The organism is Pseudomonas sp. BN411 (assembly GCF_029871235.1).
Lineage (GTDB): Bacteria > Pseudomonadota > Gammaproteobacteria > Pseudomonadales > Pseudomonadaceae > Metapseudomonas.
In genome coordinates, this window is sequence record NZ_SSOM01000082.1 from 157197 (window position 1) to 177142 (window position 19946).

Genomic DNA, 19946 nt, shown 5'->3' on the forward strand with positions numbered 1-19946 from the left:
ACCAGGTACCAAGGAAGATGAGCCAACACTCGCAATTCGCCCTGCTGGGCACGCGGCGGTTCCTGCCGTTCTTCGTGACCCAGTTGCTCGGCGCGTTCAACGACAACATCTTCAAGCAGTCGCTGATCCTCGCCATCCTCTACAAGCTCGCCATCTCTGGCGACAAGAGCATCTTCACCAACCTCTGCGCGCTGCTGTTCATCCTGCCGTTCTTCCTGTTTTCCGCCCTGGGCGGACAGTTCGGCGAGAAGTTCGCCAAGGACGCACTGATCCGCGCGATCAAGCTGGCTGAGGTGGCCATCATGGCGGTGGGGGCGCTGGGTTTCTTCTTCGACAGCCTGCCGCTGCTGTTCCTGGCGCTGTTCGCCATGGGCACACATTCGGCGCTGTTCGGCCCGGTGAAGTATTCGATCCTGCCGCAGGTGCTGCGGGAGGATGAGCTGGTGGGGGGCAACGCCCTGGTGGAGATGGGCACCTTCCTGGCCATCCTCGCCGGCACCATCAGCGCCGGCGTCATGATGTCCGTCGAGCGCTACGAGCCGGTGGTGGCTTGTGCCATCGTCTTCACCGCGAGCCTGGGTTACCTCGCCAGCCGCGGCATCCCCCGTGCGGCTGCCGCGCTGCCGGAGCTGAAACTGGACTGGAACATCTTCCGCCAGTCCTGGCAGATCATGCGCCTGGGGCTGGGCCAGCGTCCGTCGGTGTCGCGCTCGTTGGTGGGTAACTCCTGGTTCTGGTTCCTCGGCGCGGTGTACCTGACGCAGATCCCGGCCTACTCCAAGGAACTACTGCATGGCGACGAGAGCGTGGTGACCCTGATCCTCACCGTGTTCTCGGTGGGGATCGCCATGGGTTCGATGCTCTGCGAACGCCTCTCGGGCGGCAAGGTAGAGATCGGCCTGGTTCCCTTCGGCTCCATCGGCCTGACGCTGTTCGGCCTGCTGCTCTGGTGGCATTCCGGCGAGTTCCCGCTGGGTGCTATACCTCATGACTGGCTGGCGCTGCTGGGCCACGGCCAGGCCTGGCTGATCCTCGCCGACATCCTCGGCATCGGCCTGTTCGGCGGCTTCTACATCGTGCCGCTGTACGCGCTGATCCAGTCGCGCACGGCCGAGAACGAGCGGGCCCGGGTGATCGCCGCGAACAACATCCTCAATGCCTTGTTCATGGTGGTTTCGGCCGTCGCCTCGATCCTTTTCCTCAGCGTCGCCGGGCTGTCGATTCCCGAGTTGTTCCTGGTGGTGTCGCTGATGAACATCGCGGTGAACAGCTACATCTTCAAGATCGTTCCCGAGTTCACCATGCGCTTCCTGGTCTGGCTGCTGGGCCATTCCATGTACCGCGTGGAGCACAAGGGCCTGGAAGCGATTCCCGAGGAAGGGCCGGCGGTTCTGGTGTGCAACCACGTGTCCTTCGTCGATGCACTACTGATTGGTGGTGCGGTGCGGCGGCCGGTGCGCTTCGTCATGTACTACAAGATCTACCAGCTGCCGGTCTTGAACTTCATCTTCCGTACTGCCGGGACCGTGCCTATCGCCGCGCGCCACGAGGACTTGCTGGTGTATGACGCGGCTTTCAAGAAGATCGCCGAGTACCTGCGCAACGGCGAAGTGGTGTGCATCTTCCCCGAGGGCAAGCTGACCGGCGACGGCGAACTGAACGAGTTCAAGAATGGCATCGAGCGCATCCTCGAGGAAAACCCGGTGCCGGTGATTCCCATGGCCTTGCAGGGGCTCTGGGGCAGCTTCTTCAGCCGCGATCCGGCTAAGGGCTTCTTCAGGCGATTCTGGTCGCACATCCGCCTTGTGGCCGGTGCGCCCGTGTCACCGGAAATGGCTGATCGGCAGACCCTGCAATTGCAGGTGGCCGAATTGCGAGGGGATGCCCGCTGAATGAAAAAGCCCGCCGATTGGCGGGCTTTTTCATGGGGGGCGGTCAGTGGCTGAGCTTGAGGCCGACCAGGCCGCCGATGATCAGGGCGACGCTGAGCAGGCGCACCAGCGCCATCGATTCGCCGAACAGGATGACCCCGGCGATCACCGTGCCAACCGCGCCGACACCGGTCCAGATGGCGTAGGCGGTGCCGAGCGGCAGCTCCTTCATGGCCAGGCCCAGCAGACCAAGGCTGATAATCATGGCGAGGGCGGTGAGGGCAGTGGGCAGCGGCTTGCTGAAACCGTCGGTGTACTTCAGGCCGACGGCCCAACCCACCTCGAACAGGCCGGCGAAGAAGAGAATGATCCAGGACATGGTGAACTCCAGATGGACGACAGATTGAGGCGGGGCCGTCCCCGGTGATCACTCGCAGAGTGGTAAGGTCGTCCTTACGTTGTGCAGTATTTTGCACATCTTGACTGCTTGGGCAAGTCCGTCGGGATCGACGGACCTGCCCAAGCAGGGGAGCGCCGGTGGGGCCGGCGCGACAGGGTCAGACGCCCTGGGGAATCTCTTCGCCGCCGAGGGCTTCGAAGAGCTGGGGGATGAACTCCACCAGGGTCAGCATCATCAGGGTGAAGCTGGCGTCGAGCTGGCTCAGGGCGTCTTCGCCGCCGTCCTGCTCGGCCTTCTCCTGCAGCAGGTCCTCGAAGCGCAGGCGCTTGATTACCAGCTTGTCGTCGAGGATGAAGGACAGCTTGTCCTGCCAGGCCAGGGACAGCTGGGTGACCAGCTTGCCGGAGGTCAGGTGCAGCTGGATCTCATCGCTGGTCAGGTCCTGGCGCTTGCAGCGCACCACGCCGCCGTCTTCGTCGGTATCGCGCAGTTCGCATTCGTCCAGCACATAGAAGTCGCTGGCGGCTTCCTGGGTCTGGACCCACTGGGTGAGGGTGGCGGTGGGGGCGATCTTCACCGAGGCCGGGCGTACCGGCAGTGAGCCGATGGCTTCACGCAGGGTGGAGAGCAGGTCCTCGGCGCGCTTGGGGCTGGACGCGTCCACCAGGATAAGGCCCTGGGCCGGGGCGATGGCGGCGAAGGTGGCGGACTTGCGGATGAAGGCGCGCGGCAGGAAGGTCTGGACGATCTCGTCCTTCAGTTGGTCGCGTTCCTTCTTGTAGACCTTGCGCATCTGCTCGGTCTCGATCTGGTCGACCTTCTCCTTCAGGGCATCACGCACCACGCTGCCCGGGAGAATGCGCTCTTCCTTGCGCGCGGAGATCAGGAAGAAGCCCTCGCTCACGTGCACCAGTGGCGCATCCGCGCCCTTGCCGAAGGGCGCCACGAAACCGTAGGTGGTCAGCTCCTGGCTGGCACAGGGCCGGGCCGGCTTGGTTGCCAGCGCGGATTCCAGCGCCTCGGCATCGATATCCAGATCCTGGGTGAGGCGATAGACAAGCAGGTTGCGAAACCACATAGGGGGAAAACCTCCGGACACAAAGCGCGCATTATTCTCACCGGGAGGCGTCGGGCTCAACCCTGAGCTAAGCCTTTGGAAGGCCTGAGAATTTTTTTTCAAAAGGGGCTTGCCACGGTTCGGATACCTCTCTAGAATGCGCCCCACTTCGAGAGTGAAGGGTGATTAGCTCAGCCGGGAGAGCATCTGCCTTACAAGCAGAGGGTCGGCGGTTCGATCCCGTCATCACCCACCAATCTCGCAGTTACGCGCAGCGGTAGTTCAGTCGGTTAGAATACCGGCCTGTCACGCCGGGGGTCGCGGGTTCGAGTCCCGTCCGCTGCGCCATATTCAAAGCCCTCAGGTAGTAATGCCTGGGGGCTTTTAATTTAGATGCGATCCCGTTTGGATCGTATTTGGGTGATTAGCTCAGCTGGGAGAGCATCTGCCTTACAAGCAGAGGGTCGGCGGTTCGATCCCGTCATCACCCACCATATTCAAGGTTACGCGCAGCGGTAGTTCAGTCGGTTAGAATACCGGCCTGTCACGCCGGGGGTCGCGGGTTCGAGTCCCGTCCGCTGCGCCACTATAAAAGCCCTCAGGTAACGATACCTGAGGGCTTTTTCTTTGCCCTCCGGAAAGTGCCCACAAGTTCGACATCATTACTTACGTGATGCCGCGCAAGTCGCTGAACTAATTGCCGGAGCTCCGTTCTTATTGCCCATAGCCACTCCGCGCGGCGGCCTGCTAAGCTCGCCGCTCAATCGTATTGCCATCATGGCGACAGACAAGGATTCAGCATGAAACAACATCGGTTGGCCGCCGCTGTGGCCCTCGTGGGCCTGGTTCTCGCGGGCTGCGATTCGCAGACCAGCGTTGAACTCAAGACTCCGGCCCAGAAGGCCTCCTACGGTATTGGCCTGAACATGGGCAAGAGCCTCGCCCAGGAAGGCATGGATGACCTCGATCCCAAGGCTGTCGCCCAGGGCATCGAAGACGCCATCGGCAAGAAGGAACAGCGCCTGAAGGATGAAGAGCTGGTGGAAGCCTTCGCCTTCCTGCAGAAGCGTGCCGAAGAGCGCATGACCGCGCTGAACGCCGAGAACGCCAAAGCCGGCAAGAAATTCCTCGAAGACAACGGCAAGCGCGAAGGCGTGGTGACCACCGCCTCCGGCCTGCAGTACGAGATCGTGAAGAAGGCTGAAGGCGCTCAGCCCAAGGCCACCGACGTGGTGACCGTTCACTACGAAGGCAAGCTGACCGATGGCACCGTGTTCGACAGCTCCATTCAGCGTGGCAGCCCCATCGACCTGCCGGTCAATGGCGTGATTCCGGGTTGGGTCGAAGGTCTGCAACTGATGCACGTGGGTGAGAAGGTCAAGCTCTTCATCCCGAGCGAGCTGGCTTACGGCGAGCAGAGCCCGAGCCCGGCTATTCCGGCCAACTCGGTGCTGGTGTTCGACCTGGAACTGCTTGGCATCAAGGACCCGAACGCCGCTGACAAGCAGTAAGCAGCAGTCGGTTCCCGCAACGCCCCGTCTCGACGGGGCGTTTTCGTTTTTGGGGCAGTCTCACTAGAACCACGAAGCGACCTTTTGGTCACATCGGGAGTGGGGCGTCGGGAAAGTGTTACGGTTATGCACATGACCGGGTAACCGCGCCCGTAGCGAATGCGACCTGAAGTCGCATTGTGGGCCGTCCGGTCAAATGCTTGATTTTGCTGGTCTTTTGGCGCTGGGTAAAATTTGCCCGATCTGTCGCGGAGCCCCATGACATGGGCCTTTTCCCCGTTCTGTGGAAAACTGCTAACAAGGTTATCCACAGATTTCGTGGATAACCGCGCCGAGCTCTCTAGGCTAGGCTTCTGCCGAGGATCACCCATGAAAGCACCCTGGAATTTCGAGCGTTACCTGACGTTGGCACAGCGTTTCCTCGCGGGTGGGCGTTTGCCTTCGCTGCTGCTGGCGGTATCGCGCAAGAGCACGAGCCAGAGCGGTCGGCTCGGTGCGGTGAAGGAAGACCTGCGACTGTTACTGTCCCTCGCCAACGCCTGGCTGAGGGGGGAGTACCGTCAGATCAATCCCAAAGCGTTTCTCGCCGTGGTGGGCGCCTTGCTCTATTTCGTCACGCCGCTCGATGCGCTGCCGGACTGGCTGGTGGGGATGGGCTTCGTCGACGACCTGGCGGTGTTGGCCTGGGTCCTGAAGACCTGGGGCGGCGAATTGGATGCCTTCCGTGCCTGGCGAGCCGGGCAGGCCCCGGAAGTTCAGGCGGCGCTGGAACGCTTGCCGGCGCCGGACTCTCAGCGATCCTGAAGGCCGGCGCGCCGCTGCTCGCCCTGTAGCAGCGCTTCCAGTTCACCGCTGTCGCGCAGCTTCTGCAGCGCGGCGTCCAGTCGATCCGCCGGTATCGGCAACTGGCTGCCGTAGGCGCAATGGATGCGGTAACGCTCCACTACCCAGGGGCTGAAGACCAGCGGAGCGTCGGGGCGTGCTGCCAGTTCGTAGGCCAGACTGCGGCGCATGTCGATGATGGCGTCCAGCCGCTTGTGGCTGAGCAGATTCAGGCGGGTATCCAGGTCGCGCACGTCCTTGCGTTGCACGTCATGATTAGCGAAGGCTTCCATCAGCGGCAGGCTGTAGGCGAATCCCAGGCTGGTGCCCAGCACCTTGCCCTTGAGGTCGGCCAGGCCAAGGATGCTCGGGGTGTCGCGATGCTGGAGGAGGGCGTCCTCCTCCTCGAACAGGGGCGGTGACCAGTGATAGGCGGAGGCGTCCACCATCCACTCTGGATTGGAATTGCAGATCAGGTGGATGCGGCCGTTCTTCAGGGATTCCTCGATGCGCTTGTTCGGGGTTTCGATGAAGCTCACCGAGACGGACAGCTCCTTGGCGATACGCTCGCCAAGGCGGAAGACGAATCCGCCGAGCAAGGCATGGTCGCTTATCTGTGCGTAAGGCATGCCGTCGGCGGGGCCGAAGCCCCAGCGCAGCTCCTGGGCCAGCAGCAGGCCGGGCCAGAGGCTGGCAAGTATCCAGAGAACTACACGAAATTGCCGCGTCACGAGCCTTCCCCCGCTTGGTGGACGCAGTATAGTTCACCCTCTGCGGGCCCTTGGCCTGATAAGATGGCCGCCTGCATGGAGGTGCTGAAGCAGTCGGCACTGCGTTCCACGGGGAGCTTCAATGAGTGTGCAAGTGATCATGCGTGACGGTCAGGCGGAATATGCGGTTCTGCCCTGGGCCGAGTACCAGGCGCTGCTGCGCGCCGCCGGCCAGGGCACCACTGAAACGGCCGCTGAACCAACCAGGACGGCGCTCGGACAACTGAAGTCGCTGCGCGAGGCCCAGGGCCAGAGCCTGGAGCAACTGGCCCGCGCCGTGGGCATCAGTCCCCATTACCTGGGGCTGATCGAAAGCGGCGAACGCGAACCTGATGAAGCCATCAAGCGCGGCTTGGCGCGCGTTCTCGGGGTTTCCGGCTGGGAGTCCGGATCTTGAGTCTGCGAATCAGCCGCCAGCATTGGCAAGCCCTGTTGACCGAACTGGAGGATGCCCGCCGTCAGCGCCATCTGCTGACCTATCGGGCATTGATCGAACGTCTGCAGCTGCCGTCTCCGGCCATGCAGACCCTCACTGCGGCCCTTGAGCACCTGGCCGCCCTCGATGCGCGCGCCGAGCGTCCGCTGCGCAGCTCCCTGGTGATCAGCCAGGGTGCCAGTCGCCTGCCGCGCACCGGCTTCTTCGAGTGCGTCGAACGCCTGGGCCGCTTCTCCGGTCCGCCGGATGGAACCGCTGCGGCGTCCTGGCATGCCGCTGAAGTGGTGCGTGTGTTCGAGTTCAGTTACCCCGCGGAGCAATGATGCTCTGGAAGCTGCGGGCGCGGATTGGCTACCAGGTAGCGCGTTGGCTGATGCGCTTCCCCAAACTGGTGGCCCAGCCGCGTGCCTGGCAGTGGATGCAGGGTCAGTACGCGCGCATGGCGGCCCTGGGTGACGTTCCGGCGCAGAGCTTCTATGGCCATTTGCTGCTGCATCGTGGCCACGGCTTTGGTGCGCGGGAGGAGGGCATCCGCCTGCTGCGCCTGGCCGCGCAGGGTGGTGATGGCAAATCGGCTTACCAACTGGGTGTACTGAGCCTTGCCGGTGATGCCCGGCAGGCGCCGGATGCCGCCGAGGCCGCGCGTTGGTGGAGCCTGGCCGCCGATGCCGGTCATCCGCTGGCCGCGCGCAAGCTGGCCGATCTCTATCGCGACGGCGGGCCGGGCCTGGAGCCTGATCCCGCTGCCGCCGAACGTGCCGCCCGGCAAGCGGGCGAACTCGGCCTCTGAGCCGGCCGCGAGCCGGCAGTCCTTCAATCCGCTTCGATGATGTGCAGGCTGTAGCCGGGCATGGCCTTCGCATGGTGCTTGGCTTCCGAGGCGAGTCCTGCGAGCTGCGAGGCGTCCAGCCTGGCGCAGTCCTCCGGCCGCAACGTCACCACGCCGATGGATAGCGACAGCAACGGGAATTCCTCGCGCTGGCCATGGCGGTTATGGGCGACGAAGCAGCCCGCTTGCAGGTGATCGCTGCGATAGAAGCGCCGGCACTGGCCCTGGAAATCCTCCAGCAGGTAATTGAGCCGAGCGCGCCAATCATCCGAACCCAACACCAGCAGGAAGTCGTCGCCACCGATATGGCCGACGAAATCCCGCGCCGGGTCCACCCGCTCGCTCAGGCACTGGGCCAGGCAGAGCAGCACCTCGTCGCCCTTGGCGTAGCCATAGAGGTCGTTGAAGGGCTTGAAGCTGTCGATGTCCACGTAGCAGACCACCGCCTGGCGACGCTGCTGCAACAGGCGCGTCAGACACTGCTGGATGGGCACATTGCCCGGTAGCAGAGTCAACGGGTTGGCGTGGCGGGCCTGCTGGATCTTCAGTTCGGTAATCAGCTTGAGCACGTCGATCACCCGCCCCAGGCCACGATAGCGGCCGTCGAGGATGATGATGAAATCCTCTTCGATGCGCTGCCGTGCGCGACTGGTGATCAGGCGGCTGACCTGCTGCAGCGATTGCCCCATCTCCACGGCGAGGAAGTCAGTGCTCATCAGCCTGTTGACTGACTTGCGGGTGAACAGGTCGGTAGCGAAGGGGCGCAGCAAGGCTTCCGAAAGCAGGTGGCGGTGGACGATGCCCACCGGACGCTGCTGGTCGTCCAGCACCGCCAGGGAGTTGAGGTTGGCCTGGGCGCGGAAGGCTTCCAGCACCTCGTGGATCGGCGTGTCCTCATGCACCGCCGGTTGCTCATTGAGCAGGGCGGCCAGGTCGCTGCTTTCCTCGTTCATGCTGCCGATGGATTCCAGCGGCGGCAGCAGTGCGCGGGCATCGCGCGACGGGTGCTCCTGTGGGCGGCCGAGCAGGTAGCCCTGGACCAGATCGACGCCCATTTCCGCCAGCACTGCCAGTTCTTCCGGCAGTTCGATGCCTTCGGCGATGACCTGGGCGCGCGAGGCCTTGGCCATCTTCAGGATGGATTCGACGAACTCGCGCTTCACCGAGTCCTGGTGGATGCCGTCGATGAAGTGGCGGTCGATCTTCACGTAGTCCGGGCGCAGCTCGGACCACAGGCGCAGACTGGAGTAGCCGGCTCCCAGGTCATCCAGGGCAATGGAGAAGCCCATGGCGCGGTAGTGGTGCAGGGCGGTGTCGAGCAGGTTGAAGTCTTCGGTCGGAGTCTGTTCGGTCAGCTCGATCACCACCTGGCTGGGCGGGATGCCGAATGCCTGCAGCATCTTCAGGGTGCGCCCCGGCTGGTGCGCCGGGTCGAGCAGGGATTCGGGGGAGACGTTGAGGAACAGCAGGCCGTCGAGCTTGAGTTCCTTGAAACGGCGGCATGCGCTTTTGCGGCAGGCCATTTCCAGTTCGCTCAGGCGTCCGGCATGACGTGCCACGGCGAACAGGGTTACCGGTGGATGCAATGGGCTGTTGGACGGGCCGCGGGTCAGTGCCTCGTAACCGAGGATGCGCCGTTCCGACAGCGACAGGATTGGCTGGAACAGGCTGTGCAAGTCCCCGTGAGCGAGGATCAGACCCAGCGCGCTCAACTGCTCGGTGACGGTCATGCTGTTACTCGTGAAAAAGAAAGGGGCCGCATTCGCGGCCCCCGGATTTCACGACAGTTATGTGACGGCGTTATGACATCATTTCAATGTTTGGCCACTGCGGCGTTCAAACCCAGGTAATCCAGCAGGATCTGCCCGGTCTCGGTCAGGTAAGCGTCGTCTTCCGGCTTGGTCTTTTCCTCTTCCACCGGCACGGCATCCTCGTCTTCAGGCTTGAGCTCCTTCAGCAGCTCTTCGCCCTTGGCCTTGCGGCGGGTGTTTTCCATCGCCAGCTGCTTGGCTTCGATATCGGCCTGCTCGGTGCGCCGCTTGGCCTCATTGAGGCTGACCACGGTGTCCTTCATCAGCTTCTGGGCCAGCGCCAGGCGCTCGCGGCTGTAGACGAAGTCCGGGTCATCCGCGGTGCGCGCGTCGTGGCGGGACTTCAGCTCGGCCAGGAACGGCTTGAACGGGTCCAGCTCGGGCTTGATGGCAGGGCGGATGCTGTCCCAGGGCATGGCCTCGGGCAGGGCGCTCTCGCCGATCTGCTTGGTATCCACCACCGAGGGGTACTCGATGTCCGGCAGTACGCCCTGATGCTGGGTGCTCTGGCCGGAGACGCGGTAGAACTTGGCCAGGGTCAGCTTCAGTTCACCGTGGTTCAGCGGCTGGATGGTCTGCACGGTGCCTTTACCGAAGGTCTGGCCGCCGATGATCAGTGCGCGGTGGTAGTCCTGCATGGCGCCTGCGAAGATCTCCGAGGCCGAGGCGGACAGGCGGTTGACCAGCACGGCCATCGGGCCGGTATAGAAGGCGCCGGTGTTCTCGTCGGCCAGCACGTCGACGCGGCCGTCGCTGTTGCGTACCAGCACGGTCGGGCCCTGGTCGATGAACAGGCCGGTCAGCTCGGTGGCTTCCTGCAGGGAGCCACCGCCGTTGTTGCGCAGGTCGATGACCACGCCGTCGACTTTCTCCTTCTGCAGCTCGCCGAGGAGTTTCTTCACGTCGCGGGTGGTGCTCTTGTACTCGGGGTCGCCGGCGCGGAACGCCTTGAAGTCCAGGTAGAAGGCCGGCACCTCGATCACGCCGAGCTTGAACTTGCTGCCTTCATGCTCGAGGTTGAGGACGGATTTCTTCGCTGCCTGTTCTTCCAGCTTCACCGCTTCACGGGTGATGGCGACCACTTTGCTGGTCTGGTCGTTCGGCGCGTTGCTCGCCGGAATCACTTCCAGGCGCACCACCGAGCCTTTCGGTCCGCGGATCAGCTTGACCACTTCGTCCAGGCGCCAGCCGATCACGTCGACCATTTCGCCATTGCCCTGGGCAACGCCGACTATCTTGTCCGCCGGGGCGACCTGCTTGCTCTTCTCGGCCGGACCGGCCGGCACCAGGCGCACCACCTTCACGTACTCGTTGTCGCTCTGCAGCACGGCGCCGATGCCCTCGAGGGACAGGCTCATGTTGATGTCGAAGTTCTCCGCGTTGTCCGGGGAGAGGTACTGGGTATGCGGGTCGTAGGTCTGCGCGAAGGCGTTGATATAGGCCTGGAACACGTCCTCGCCACGGGTCTGGTCGAGGCGCGAAAGCTGGTTCTTGTAGCGCTTGATCAGCAGCTCCTGGATGGCCTTGGGTTCCTTCTTGGCTAGCTTCAGGCGCAGGACTTCGTCCTTCACGCGCTTGCGCCAGAGATCGTCGAGGGCAGCGCGGTCCTTGGCCCACGGCGCTTTCTCGCGGTCGGTTTCCAGGCTTTCGTCGACGGTGAAGTCGATCTTGTCGACGCCTTGATCCAGCATCGCCAGGGCGAAGTCCAGGCGCTCCTTGAGGCGGTCCAGATGGCGCTTGTAGATGACGAAGCCGGGTTCCAGGTCGCCGCTTTTCAGCAGGTCGTCGAAACGCGTGCGCCACTTGTCGAATTCAGCGATATCGCCGGCGGTGAAGTACATCCGCGCCGGGTCGAGGAGCTTGAGGTAGCCCTCGTAGATCTTCACCGAGCGCTCATCGTTGAGCGGCGGCTTGTTGTAGTGATGGCGCTTGAGCAGCTCCACCACATTGAGGCTGGCGATGACCTGTTCACGGTCGGGCTGAAGGGCGTCCCAGCTGTCCGGGGCGGTTGGGGCGGCATGCAGCGGCAGAACGCTGACGCTGAGGGCCAAGGCAAGTGCAGAACTGATCAGGGAGCGCTTCATGCTGATTCGACGTCGGGACAGGTGATAACGCATATTAGGCCGTAATTGAGGGCGCCGGGTTCCATTGGCGCAAAGCGAAGGCCCGGCGAGTCGCCGGGCCAGATCCAAGCTCACTATGGAGGCACCGTGAAGGCATTGCAAGGCGTCGACGGACGCGTGGAGTGGGGGGAGCGGGCCAGCCCGGCCTGTGATGTGGGGCAAGTGCGGATTCGCGTGGCCGCCGCTGGCCTGAACCGTGCCGACCTGCTGCAGCGCGCGGGGCTCTACCCGCCGCCGCCGGGGGCCAGCGACATCCTCGGCCTGGAAGCTTCCGGGGTGATCACCGAGGTCGGCGCCGGCAGCGGCGCCTGGCAGGTGGGCGATCGCGTCTGCTGCCTGCTGGCCGGTGGTGGCATGGCCGAAGAGGTGGTTGTGGATGCACGCCATGTGCTGCCGGTGCCCGAGGGTCTTTCCCTGGCCGAAGCTGCGGCGCTGCCGGAAGTCTATGCCACCGCCTGGCTCAACCTGTTCCAGCTGGCGGCACTGAAGCCCGGCGAGAAGGTGCTGTTGCACGCGGGCGCCAGTGGCGTCGGTTCCGCGGCCATCCAGCTGTGCAAGGCTTTCGGCAACCCTTGCTGGGTCAGCGTGGGTTCGGCCGAGCGCCTGGCCTACTGCGAATCCCTCGGCGCCCAGGGCGGCGCGCTGCGTGGTGAGGACCTGGAAGGTCTGCGTGACTTCGCGCCTTTCGATGTGATCCTCGACCCGGTCGGAGGCAATTACGCCAGCCTCAATCTGGCGCTGGCCGCCGTCGACGGTCGCTGGGTGAACATCGGCCTGATGGGTGGACGCAAGGCTGAGCTGGACATGGCGCTGCTGCTCGGCAAGCGGGTACAGCTGATCGGCTCGACCCTGCGTAGCCGTGACGAACAGTTCAAGGCCGATCTCATCAGCGAATTGCGCCAGCACGTCTGGCCGCTGTTCGAGGAAAGCCGCCTGCAGCCGCGCCTGGAACGTGCCTTCCCCGCGAAGGATGCCGAGGCTGCTTTCGAGGCCCTGGCCAGTAACCAGGTAGAAGGAAAACTGGTACTGCTGCTGGACGAAAGCCTGGTGTGACGCCCGCTGCTCCGACGCTCCAACCCGCATGGTACGGGGCGTTGGGGAGTTGCATTGAGGTAATCAATCGTTCTGATGGGGTCATTCAATATGATCTTTTTGGAATAAACCAATAGTCTTTGTCGGGTAAATTTCTAACCCAACGAGGACGTTGCGATGTCTCTGATCAATACCGAAGTCAAACCGTTCAAAGCCACCGCCTACCACCAGGGCAAGTTCGTCGAACTGACCGAAGCCAACCTGAAAGGCAAGTGGTCCGTATTCTTCTTCTACCCGGCTGACTTCACCTTCGTTTGCCCGACCGAGCTGGGCGACCTGGCTGACAACTACGCCGAGTTCCAGAAGCTGGGCGTGGAAATCTACGGCGTGTCCACCGACACCCACTTCACCCACAAGGCCTGGCACGACACTTCCGACACCATCGGCAAGATCCAGTACCCGCTGGTTGGCGACCCGACCTGGGTTCTGTCCAAGAACTTCGAAGTTCTGATCGAAGAAGCTGGCCTGGCTGACCGTGGCACCTTCGTGATCGACCCGGAAGGCAAGATCCAGATCGTTGAAGTCAACGCCGGCGGCATCGGCCGTGACGCCCAGGAACTGCTGCGCAAGGTCAAGGCTGCCCAGTACGTTGCCGCTCACCCGGGCGAAGTCTGCCCGGCCAAGTGGAAGGAAGGCGAAGCCACTCTGGCTCCCTCCCTCGACCTCGTAGGCAAGATCTAAAAACGGTCGGGAAGCTGTTGCGCTTGCTCACGACGCTTCCCACTCCGTTTTACGCGCTGTAAAGGCAAGCGGATGGCCTGGCCATCCGCTCGCACCACACCCCTCATCCCGTTTCGGGCGGTCGGCAACGACCGTCGAGGGGTGACTCATGCCCGCAATAAAGGAATTCGCACATGTTGGACGCCAATCTTAAAACTCAGTTGAAGGCCTACCTCGAAAAGGTCACCCAGCCGTTCGAGATCGTCGCGTCCCTCGATGACAGCGACAAATCCCGTGAGCTGCTTGGCCTGCTGCAAGACATCGTCGGCCTGACCGACAAGATCACCCTGAAGACCGATGGCAGCGACGCCCGTCGCCCGTCGTTCGCCCTGAATCGCCCCGGCGCGGACATTTCCCTGCGCTTCGCCGGCATCCCCATGGGCCACGAGTTCACCTCGCTGGTGCTGGCCCTGCTGCAGGTGGGCGGTCATCCGTCCAAGCTCGCTGCCGACGTGATCGAGCAGATCAAGTCCATCGAGGGCGAGTTCACCTTCGAAACCTATTTCTCGCTGTCCTGCCAGAACTGCCCCGATGTGGTGCAGGCACTGAACCTGATGGCCGTGCTCAATCCGAACATCCGCCACGTCGCCATCGACGGCGCGTTGTTCCAGGACGAGGTCGAGCAGCGCCAGGTCATGTCGGTGCCGAGCATCTACCTCAACGGTGAAGTGTTCGGCCAGGGCCGCATGGGCGTGGAAGACATCCTCGCCAAGATCGACACCGGCGCCGCCGCTCGCGATGCCGAGAAACTCAACGCCAAGGCGGCCTTCGACGTGCTGGTGATCGGCGGTGGCCCTGCCGGCGCTTCCGCGGCCATCTACGCCGCGCGTAAAGGCATCCGCACCGGTGTTGCCGCCGAGCGCTTCGGCGGCCAGGTGCTGGATACCATGGCCATCGAGAACTTCATCTCGGTGCAGGAGACCGAAGGCCCGAAACTGGCCCGCGCCCTGGAAGAGCACGTCAAGCAGTACGAGGTCGACATCATGAACCTGCAGCGCGCCAGCGCACTGGTTCCGGCCAAGGCTGAAGGCGAACTGCATGAAGTGAAATTCGAGAGCGGTGCCAGCCTCAAGGCCAAGACCGTGATCCTTTCCACCGGTGCCCGCTGGCGCGAAATGAATGTGCCGGGCGAGCGGGAATACAAGGCCAAGGGCGTGTGCTTCTGCCCGCACTGTGACGGCCCGCTGTTCAAGGGCAAGCGCGTGGCGGTGATCGGCGGCGGCAACTCCGGCGTGGAAGCGGCCATCGACCTGGCCGGCATCGTCGGCCACGTCACCCTGATCGAGTTCGACGACAAGCTGCGGGCCGACGCCGTGCTGCAGAAGAAACTGGCCAGCCTGCCCAACGTCAAGGTCATCAAGAGCGCACTGACCACCGAAGTGAAAGGCGATGGCCAGAAGGTTACCGGCCTGGTCTACAAGGACCGCACCACCGATGAACTGCATACCGTGGAGCTGGAAGGCATCTTCGTGCAGATCGGCCTGCTGCCCAACAGCGAGTGGCTGAAGGGCGTGGTGGAGCTGTCGCCGCGTGGCGAGATCATTACCGACGCCAAGGGCCAGACCAACATCCCCGGCGTGTTCGCCGCTGGTGACGTAACTACGGTTCCGTACAAACAGATCGTGATCGCCGTGGGCGAGGGCGCCAAGGCGTCGCTGGGTGCCTTCGATCACCTGATCCGTACGACCTGACTTTACTCAGCGTGGTGTGCTGAAGTGGCGGAGGCTCGCAAGAGACCTCCGCTTTTTTTATGTCCGCGCGGCTTCCCTGTATCCTTCGCGCTTTCGTTCTTCAAGCGGCAGGGCTCATCTCGTGAAACAGCAACTTATCGAATTGATTACGGCAATCAGCTCCGGCTGCATGGCCGAGGATGAGATCGAAGGTGTCGCCGCCGAGGCGACCCAGGCCTACGCCGATGCGGATGCCTTCCTCGCTGCGAACCCCGATATCAACTACGACGACAGCTTCCCCATCCCCGTCGGCGAATGGGTGGTAGTGGGCAGCCTGCCCGAGACCGTGCTGTTCCAGGCCGACAGCTACGACCAGCTGTTCCAGCAGGTGGTGGATTCCTTCGGGCCGAGCGTGAATTTCGTGCTCAAGCCCAAGCAACTGGTGAAAGTCGAGCCGCTCAAGGCCCTGAACCGCATCCAGGTGCAGATGGGCAGCCTCTACCCGGAAAAGGGCGGCTACGTGCTGGTGGACTTCAGCGAGCCGCTGGATGACGAGCTGCAGTGCGTGCTGGTCTACAAGAACGACCTGGAGAAAGTCATGCAGCTGGCCGTGGACGTCGGCATCTACGCCGCACCGGCCTACGAGGCCCTCAAGGCCTCGATGGAAGAAGGCGACGACTGAGTCGCCGCTGACTGGCTCCCCTCTCCCTTTGGGAGAGGGGCCGGGGGTGAGGGTGTTTCACCCCCGCGCAGTCCTTACAGCTGATAGCCGTAGGACTTGATCACTTCCGCGGCTTTCGGGCCTTTCAGGTAATCCACCAGCGCCTTGGCGGCCGGGTTGGATTCACCCTTCTTCAGGATCAGCGCGTCCTGCTTGATCGGCTCGTGCATCTCGGCCGGCACGATCCAGGCGGAGCCGCTGGTGATCTTGCCATCCTTGTACACCTGTGACAGGGCGACGAAGCCCAGCTCGGCGTTGCCGCTGGAAACGAACTGCAGCGCCTGGGTGATGTTCTGGCCTTCAACCAGCTTGGGCTTCACGGTCGCAGTCAGGCCCAGCTTGTCCAGCACTTGGGTGGCTGCCAGGCCGTAGGGCGCGGCTTTCGGGTTGGCGATGGACAGGTGCTTGTACTGGCCGCTCTTCAGCACGTCGCCCTTGGCATCCACATAGCCGTCCTGCGCCGACCAGAGCACCAGGGTGCCGATGGCGTAGGTGAAGCGCGAACCGGGCACGGCATCGCCTTCCTTCTCCAGCTTGGCCGGCGTGGTGTCGTCGGCCGACAGGAAGACCTCGAAGGGCGCGCCGTTCTTGATCTGGGTGTAGAACTGGCCGGTGGCGCCGTAGGCGGCGACCAGCTTGTGGCCGGTGTCCTTCTCGAAATCCTTGGCGATGGCTTGGATCGGCGCGGTGAAGTTGGCGGCGACTGCCACCTGGACTTCGGCAGCCGAGGCGCTGCCCAGGGCGAACAGGGCGGCGAGCGCGGCAGCGGCGCGGGTGAGGCGATGACTCATGGGATGACTCCTTGTTGTGGGTTGTGTGGTGTTCATCGTTGTTGGCGATTCAGAAATGGCTGGCGAGGATCACGCTGGAAGCCTTGAAGAAGGCGCAGGCCGGCAAGCCGGGGCGCAGGCCCAGCGCCTCGCAACTGGCTTGGGTGACCACCGCGGTGATGCTGCGGCCGGACGGCAGGTCGAGGGTCACCTCGTTGTTCACCGGGCCTTCGTGGATCAGAGAAATCTCGCCCCAGAGCTGGTTGCGCGCAGTCATTCGCACGTCGCGCTCAGTGCTGAGCATCACCGAGGACGCCTTGACCATTGCCAGCACTTCCATGCCCGGCGCCAGGCCCAGGTTTTCCACACTGGTGCGGGTGACCACGGTGACGATCTCGGTCTGCGGATCGAGGCGAATACAGACTTCGGCTTCCACCGGGCCTTCCACCAGTTCGTCGATGAATCCGGAGAACTGGTTGCGCGCACTGCTGTTCAGGCGCATGCGCCGCATCAGGGTCTGGAATGCCTGGATGTCTTCGGGGCCGTTGTGGTCGAGCTGTCCGGCCAGACGGTCGAGAGTGGCCTGGTATTCACCTTCCAGCGCGCGGTACATCGCCACCACCTTGCGGCCGTAATCGGTCAGTTCGGTGCCGCCGCCCTGCGGACCGCCCTTGACGCGGATGACCAGCGGAGTAGGGGAGAGGTTGTTCAGGGTGTCCACTGCTTCCCAGGCGGCCTTGTAGGAGATCGGCACGGCCTTGGCTGCCTGGTTGATCGAGCCCTTGAGCTGTATCTGCTCCAGCAAGCGGATGCGCGTACCGGATAACTCCGCGCCAATGGCGGTTTCCAGCGACATGCGGGCGAGGAAGCGGGGTGCAGTCATGGGTGGCTCGCAGGAGTGAGGATGAAATCGGTCGTTGTGGTTGAGGCGCTATAAGTGCCGGATCTAGAGTCTTGGCCGGTCCTGTTCTCGCTATTTACTACGCTATATAGCGCCATTCGTGACTTCTCGAAACACGGAGGAAAAATCCTGTGAAAGTAAGTGCCCGCAACGTATTCAAAGGAACCATCAGCGCCCTGACAGAAGGCGCGGTTAACGCGGAAGTCGTGCTCGCCCTGCCCGGCGGCGACAGTCTGGTGGCCGTCGTTACCCTGCAGAGCGTCAAATCCCTCGGCCTGGCGGTCGGCAAGGAGGCCATCGCCCTGGTCAAGGCACCCTGGGTGATGCTCATGACCGATGGCAGCGACATCCGCCTGTCTGCCCGCAACTGCCTCAACGGCACCGTGGTATCGGTGGACGCCGGGGCCGTGAACTCCGAAGTCGTGATCGAGCTGCCCGGTGGCGCCAAGGTCACCTCCGTGGTGACCCGTGAAGCCGTGGCCGAACTCGGCCTGGCCAAGGGCGTCAACGCGACAGCCGTGATCAAGGCCTCCCACGTCATCCTCGGCGTACCTGCCTGACACCAGCGGGCCGGAACCTGAAGTCCCGGCCCGACTGTCCGCATTCCCACCGGCTGACCTTGGGTCGGCCGGTGCGGTCGCATTCTTGAAAGAATTTGACTTTGAAGTCAAGTTTTGGCGTTATGCACGCCGTCTCGCGCTTTTCGGCTTTCTCAGTCGCCGATACGCAACCTTGAACCGCCCCTGCTGAACAGACCGGAAGCCCCGGTGCTGCTGATGTTCGCTTATCGCTATATACAAAACAATACAGCGATAGAGGCAACCGGGCGTTCGGGTGGGACCTTTCAAGACCTCAAGAAAATGGAGTGACCCGAATGCACCAATCGTCCCTCGCCCTGGCCGTTGCCCTCGGCGTGCTGGCCCAGCAGGCCGCCGCCGGCGGTTTCATCGAAGACAGCAAGGCCAGCCTGACCCTGCGCAACTTCTACATCAACTCGGACAACCGCGAAGGCACCGCCGCGCCGTCCAAGCAGGAAGAGTGGGGCCAGGGCTTCCTGTTCAACTACGCCTCCGGCTACACCGAAGGCACCGTCGGCGTGGGCGTCGATGCCCTCGGCCTGTTGGGCGTGAAGCTGGATTCCGGCAAGGGCCGCCACTACAACCCGACCAGCGCCAACTACGGCGGCACCGTGTTCCCCACCGACAACGACGGCCGCGCCAAGGACGATTTCGGCAGCCTGGGCGTGACCGGCAAGGTGCGCTTCTCCAAGACCGAAGCGCGCCTCGGCACCCTGCTGCCGAAGCTGCCGGTGGTGACCTACAACGACGGCCGCCTGCTGCCGCAGACCTTCGAGGGCGGCCAGGTGACCTCCAGCGAGATCGCCGGCCTGACCCTGATCGGCGGCCAGCTGGAACACGCCAAGGGGCGTAACTCCAGCGACGCCCGCGGCCTGTCGATCGCCGGCGCCAACAACGCCCGCACCGGCCAGTTCGTCAACAAGTTCTACTTCGCCGGTGGCGACTACAAGGTCAGCGACAACCTGGTCGCGCAGTACTACTACGGCAACCTGGAAGACTTCTATCAGCAGCACTTCGTCGGCCTGACCCACAACTGGGCGCTGCCGGTGGGCGCGCTGAAGTCCGACCTGCGCTACTTCTACAGCGATTCCGACGGCAAGAACGCCAGCGCCGCCGGCCGCCGCGAAGGCTTCCGCAGTGCGGGCAACTGGGCGACCAACGACCCGGACCGCTACGAGGTGGACAACCGCACCTGGAGCGCCCTGTTCACCTACACCCTCGGCGGCCACGCGGCCAGCCTGGGCTACCAGCAGGTGTCCGGCGACAGCGCCTTCCCCTTCCTCAACCAGGGCGACGGCGCCACCGCCTACCTGATCACCGACCGCCAGATCGGCAAGTTCCTCAGCGCCGGCGAGCGCACCTGGGTGGCCGAATACGCCTACGACTTCGCCAAGCTCGGCGTGCCGGGGCTGAAGGCGGTGGGCACCTACCTGAAGGGCAGCAACATCGAGACCCAGGGCAGCGACCAGGGCGAGTGGGAGCGCGACTTCCGTCTCGACTACGTGCTGCAGGACGGCCCGCTGAAGGGTCTCGGCCTGTCCTGGCGGAATGCCGCCCTGCGCAGCGACGCCGCCCGCGACCAGGACGAGAACCGCCTGATCCTCAGCTACACCCTGACGCTGCTGTAAGGACGGTGGTGGGCTGAAGCCCACCCTACGATCGCTCCACAGCTTGCGTAGGTTGGTGTAGAGCGCAGCGAAACCCAACGTTGCGGCGCCTGTGACCGGCCGCGTTGGGCCTCGCAGGCTCGGACCAACCTACGGGGCCGCTGCGCCGCCCTTGGCGAATGAATTCGCCCCCACAGGGAAGTGCCAGGGAGAGGGGCTTTTGTAGGTTGGGCAGAGCGCAGCGAAGCCCAACGAGG

19 protein-coding genes and 4 tRNA genes are annotated in these 19946 nt (G+C 63.5%); 16 read left to right on the top strand and 7 right to left on the bottom strand.

Annotated features, from left to right (window positions below; all coding sequences use genetic code 11):
• Positions 1 to 17: 17 nt before the first annotated feature.
• Positions 18 to 1892 carry an MFS transporter gene (locus tag E8F06_RS25590; protein ID WP_280372101.1) on the top strand — a complete coding sequence of 625 codons (1875 nt, stop codon included), beginning with the start codon at positions 18 to 20 and terminating at the stop codon, positions 1890 to 1892.
• A 43-nt stretch (positions 1893 to 1935) separates the two neighbouring features.
• Here the strand turns inward: E8F06_RS25590 and sugE are convergent, their stop codons facing one another.
• Both sugE and rdgC read right to left on the bottom strand, forming a co-directional pair.
• Positions 1936 to 2250 carry a quaternary ammonium compound efflux SMR transporter SugE gene (gene sugE, locus E8F06_RS25595; protein WP_190827484.1) on the bottom strand — a complete coding sequence of 105 codons (315 nt, stop codon included), beginning with the start codon at positions 2248 to 2250 and terminating at the stop codon, positions 1936 to 1938.
• 178 nt (positions 2251 to 2428) lie between these two features.
• Positions 2429 to 3349, bottom strand: coding sequence for a recombination-associated protein RdgC (gene rdgC / locus E8F06_RS25600; RefSeq protein WP_280372102.1), 921 nt, complete (start codon positions 3347 to 3349; stop codon positions 2429 to 2431).
• A gap of 159 nt (positions 3350 to 3508) precedes the next feature.
• Here rdgC and E8F06_RS25605 point away from each other — a divergent pair.
• The 6 genes from E8F06_RS25605 to E8F06_RS25630 all read left to right on the top strand — a co-directional run bounded on the left by E8F06_RS25605 (position 3509) and on the right by E8F06_RS25630 (position 5643).
• Positions 3509 to 3584 (top strand) — tRNA-Val (locus E8F06_RS25605).
• A gap of 15 nt (positions 3585 to 3599) precedes the next feature.
• Positions 3600 to 3676 (top strand) — tRNA-Asp (locus E8F06_RS25610).
• A 70-nt stretch (positions 3677 to 3746) separates the two neighbouring features.
• A tRNA-Val gene (locus tag E8F06_RS25615) sits at positions 3747 to 3822 on the top strand.
• Positions 3823 to 3837: 15 nt separating this feature from the next.
• Positions 3838 to 3914, top strand: a tRNA-Asp gene (locus E8F06_RS25620).
• Between the two features lie 214 nt (positions 3915 to 4128).
• Entirely contained in the window at positions 4129 to 4839 is a 711-nt protein-coding gene (locus E8F06_RS25625; RefSeq protein WP_280372103.1) for an FKBP-type peptidyl-prolyl cis-trans isomerase, read from the top strand.
• 369 nt (positions 4840 to 5208) lie between these two features.
• Positions 5209 to 5643: a DUF1232 domain-containing protein gene (locus E8F06_RS25630; protein ID WP_280372104.1), complete on the top strand. Its 435-nt coding sequence runs from the start codon at positions 5209 to 5211 to the stop codon at positions 5641 to 5643.
• Here the strand turns inward: E8F06_RS25630 and E8F06_RS25635 are convergent.
• Entirely contained in the window at positions 5631 to 6392 is a 762-nt protein-coding gene (locus E8F06_RS25635; protein WP_280372105.1) for an ABC transporter substrate-binding protein, read from the bottom strand. The two genes, E8F06_RS25630 and E8F06_RS25635, sit on opposite strands and share 13 nt — an antisense overlap.
• Positions 6393 to 6513: 121 nt before the next feature.
• Here E8F06_RS25635 and E8F06_RS25640 point away from each other — a divergent pair, with 121 nt between their 5' ends.
• Genes E8F06_RS25640 through E8F06_RS25650 form a run of 3 tightly spaced genes read left to right on the top strand, consistent with a single transcriptional unit; the run spans position 6514 to position 7657 of the window.
• Entirely contained in the window at positions 6514 to 6828 is a 315-nt protein-coding gene (locus E8F06_RS25640; protein ID WP_280372106.1) for a helix-turn-helix transcriptional regulator, read from the top strand.
• The gene (locus tag E8F06_RS25645; RefSeq protein WP_280372107.1) at positions 6825 to 7190 is read left to right on the top strand and encodes a hypothetical protein; all 366 of its coding nucleotides are present in this window, start codon (positions 6825 to 6827) and stop codon (positions 7188 to 7190) included. Before E8F06_RS25640 ends, E8F06_RS25645 begins: the two co-directional genes overlap by 4 nt.
• Positions 7190 to 7657, top strand: a complete 468-nt coding sequence (locus E8F06_RS25650) for a sel1 repeat family protein (protein WP_280372108.1) — start codon at positions 7190 to 7192, stop codon at positions 7655 to 7657. The genes E8F06_RS25645 and E8F06_RS25650 overlap by 1 nt, the downstream gene beginning before the upstream one ends.
• Before the next feature lie 23 nt (positions 7658 to 7680).
• Here the strand turns inward: E8F06_RS25650 and E8F06_RS25655 are convergent, their stop codons facing one another.
• Positions 7681 to 9426 carry a bifunctional diguanylate cyclase/phosphodiesterase gene (locus E8F06_RS25655; RefSeq protein WP_280372109.1) on the bottom strand — a complete coding sequence of 582 codons (1746 nt, stop codon included), beginning with the start codon at positions 9424 to 9426 and terminating at the stop codon, positions 7681 to 7683.
• A gap of 83 nt (positions 9427 to 9509) precedes the next feature.
• Entirely contained in the window at positions 9510 to 11591 is a 2082-nt protein-coding gene (locus E8F06_RS25660; RefSeq protein WP_280372110.1) for a carboxy terminal-processing peptidase, read from the bottom strand.
• Positions 11592 to 11717: 126 nt separating this feature from the next.
• On the opposite strand from E8F06_RS25660, the gene E8F06_RS25665 reads away from it, so the two are divergent.
• The 4 genes from E8F06_RS25665 (at position 11718) to E8F06_RS25680 (ending at position 15794) form a co-directional block, all read left to right on the top strand.
• On the top strand, positions 11718 to 12683 hold the full coding sequence (locus tag E8F06_RS25665) for an NAD(P)H-quinone oxidoreductase (RefSeq protein ID WP_280372111.1): 966 nt from the start codon (positions 11718 to 11720) through the stop codon (positions 12681 to 12683).
• 156 nt (positions 12684 to 12839) lie between these two features.
• Complete coding sequence (gene ahpC, locus E8F06_RS25670) at positions 12840 to 13403, top strand: alkyl hydroperoxide reductase subunit C (RefSeq protein WP_190827504.1); 564 nt, start codon at positions 12840 to 12842, stop codon at positions 13401 to 13403.
• Positions 13404 to 13576: 173 nt separating this feature from the next.
• The gene (ahpF, locus tag E8F06_RS25675) at positions 13577 to 15133 is read left to right on the top strand and encodes an alkyl hydroperoxide reductase subunit F (RefSeq protein WP_280372112.1); all 1557 of its coding nucleotides are present in this window, start codon (positions 13577 to 13579) and stop codon (positions 15131 to 15133) included.
• 121 nt (positions 15134 to 15254) lie between these two features.
• Positions 15255 to 15794 (top strand): hypothetical protein, encoded by a 540-nt coding sequence (locus tag E8F06_RS25680; RefSeq protein WP_280372113.1) that lies wholly within the window; start codon positions 15255 to 15257, stop codon positions 15792 to 15794.
• 74 nt (positions 15795 to 15868) lie between these two features.
• Here the strand turns inward: E8F06_RS25680 and modA are convergent, their stop codons facing one another.
• Together modA and E8F06_RS25690 are read right to left on the bottom strand one after the other, a co-directional pair.
• The gene (gene modA / locus E8F06_RS25685) at positions 15869 to 16624 is read right to left on the bottom strand and encodes a molybdate ABC transporter substrate-binding protein (protein WP_280372114.1); all 756 of its coding nucleotides are present in this window, start codon (positions 16622 to 16624) and stop codon (positions 15869 to 15871) included.
• A 49-nt stretch (positions 16625 to 16673) separates the two neighbouring features.
• Entirely contained in the window at positions 16674 to 17486 is an 813-nt protein-coding gene (locus E8F06_RS25690; RefSeq protein ID WP_280372115.1) for a TOBE domain-containing protein, read from the bottom strand.
• Positions 17487 to 17635: 149 nt separating this feature from the next.
• Between E8F06_RS25690 and E8F06_RS25695 the strand changes: the two genes are divergently transcribed.
• On the top strand, positions 17636 to 18064 hold the full coding sequence (locus E8F06_RS25695) for a TOBE domain-containing protein (RefSeq protein ID WP_280372116.1): 429 nt from the start codon (positions 17636 to 17638) through the stop codon (positions 18062 to 18064).
• A gap of 314 nt (positions 18065 to 18378) precedes the next feature.
• Entirely contained in the window at positions 18379 to 19710 is a 1332-nt protein-coding gene (locus tag E8F06_RS25700) for an OprD family porin (RefSeq protein ID WP_280372117.1), read from the top strand.
• Positions 19711 to 19946 lie beyond the last annotated feature (236 nt).

Coding starts and splice junctions, on each gene's coding strand:
- E8F06_RS25590 (WP_280372101.1), top strand. CDS start 18: ATGAGCCAACACTCGCAATTCGCCCTGCTGGGCACGCGGCGGTTCCTG.
- E8F06_RS25625 (WP_280372103.1), top strand. CDS start 4,129: ATGAAACAACATCGGTTGGCCGCCGCTGTGGCCCTCGTGGGCCTGGTT.
- E8F06_RS25690 (WP_280372115.1), bottom strand. CDS start 17,486: ATGACTGCACCCCGCTTCCTCGCCCGCATGTCGCTGGAAACCGCCATT.
- E8F06_RS25650 (WP_280372108.1), top strand. CDS start 7,190: ATGCTCTGGAAGCTGCGGGCGCGGATTGGCTACCAGGTAGCGCGTTGG.
- E8F06_RS25640 (WP_280372106.1), top strand. CDS start 6,514: ATGAGTGTGCAAGTGATCATGCGTGACGGTCAGGCGGAATATGCGGTT.
- E8F06_RS25660 (WP_280372110.1), bottom strand. CDS start 11,591: ATGAAGCGCTCCCTGATCAGTTCTGCACTTGCCTTGGCCCTCAGCGTC.
- modA (WP_280372114.1), bottom strand. CDS start 16,624: ATGAGTCATCGCCTCACCCGCGCCGCTGCCGCGCTCGCCGCCCTGTTC.
- sugE (WP_190827484.1), bottom strand. CDS start 2,250: ATGTCCTGGATCATTCTCTTCTTCGCCGGCCTGTTCGAGGTGGGTTGG.
- E8F06_RS25630 (WP_280372104.1), top strand. CDS start 5,209: ATGAAAGCACCCTGGAATTTCGAGCGTTACCTGACGTTGGCACAGCGT.
- E8F06_RS25700 (WP_280372117.1), top strand. CDS start 18,379: ATGCACCAATCGTCCCTCGCCCTGGCCGTTGCCCTCGGCGTGCTGGCC.
- ahpC (WP_190827504.1), top strand. CDS start 12,840: ATGTCTCTGATCAATACCGAAGTCAAACCGTTCAAAGCCACCGCCTAC.
- rdgC (WP_280372102.1), bottom strand. CDS start 3,349: ATGTGGTTTCGCAACCTGCTTGTCTATCGCCTCACCCAGGATCTGGAT.
- E8F06_RS25655 (WP_280372109.1), bottom strand. CDS start 9,426: ATGACCGTCACCGAGCAGTTGAGCGCGCTGGGTCTGATCCTCGCTCAC.
- ahpF (WP_280372112.1), top strand. CDS start 13,577: ATGTTGGACGCCAATCTTAAAACTCAGTTGAAGGCCTACCTCGAAAAG.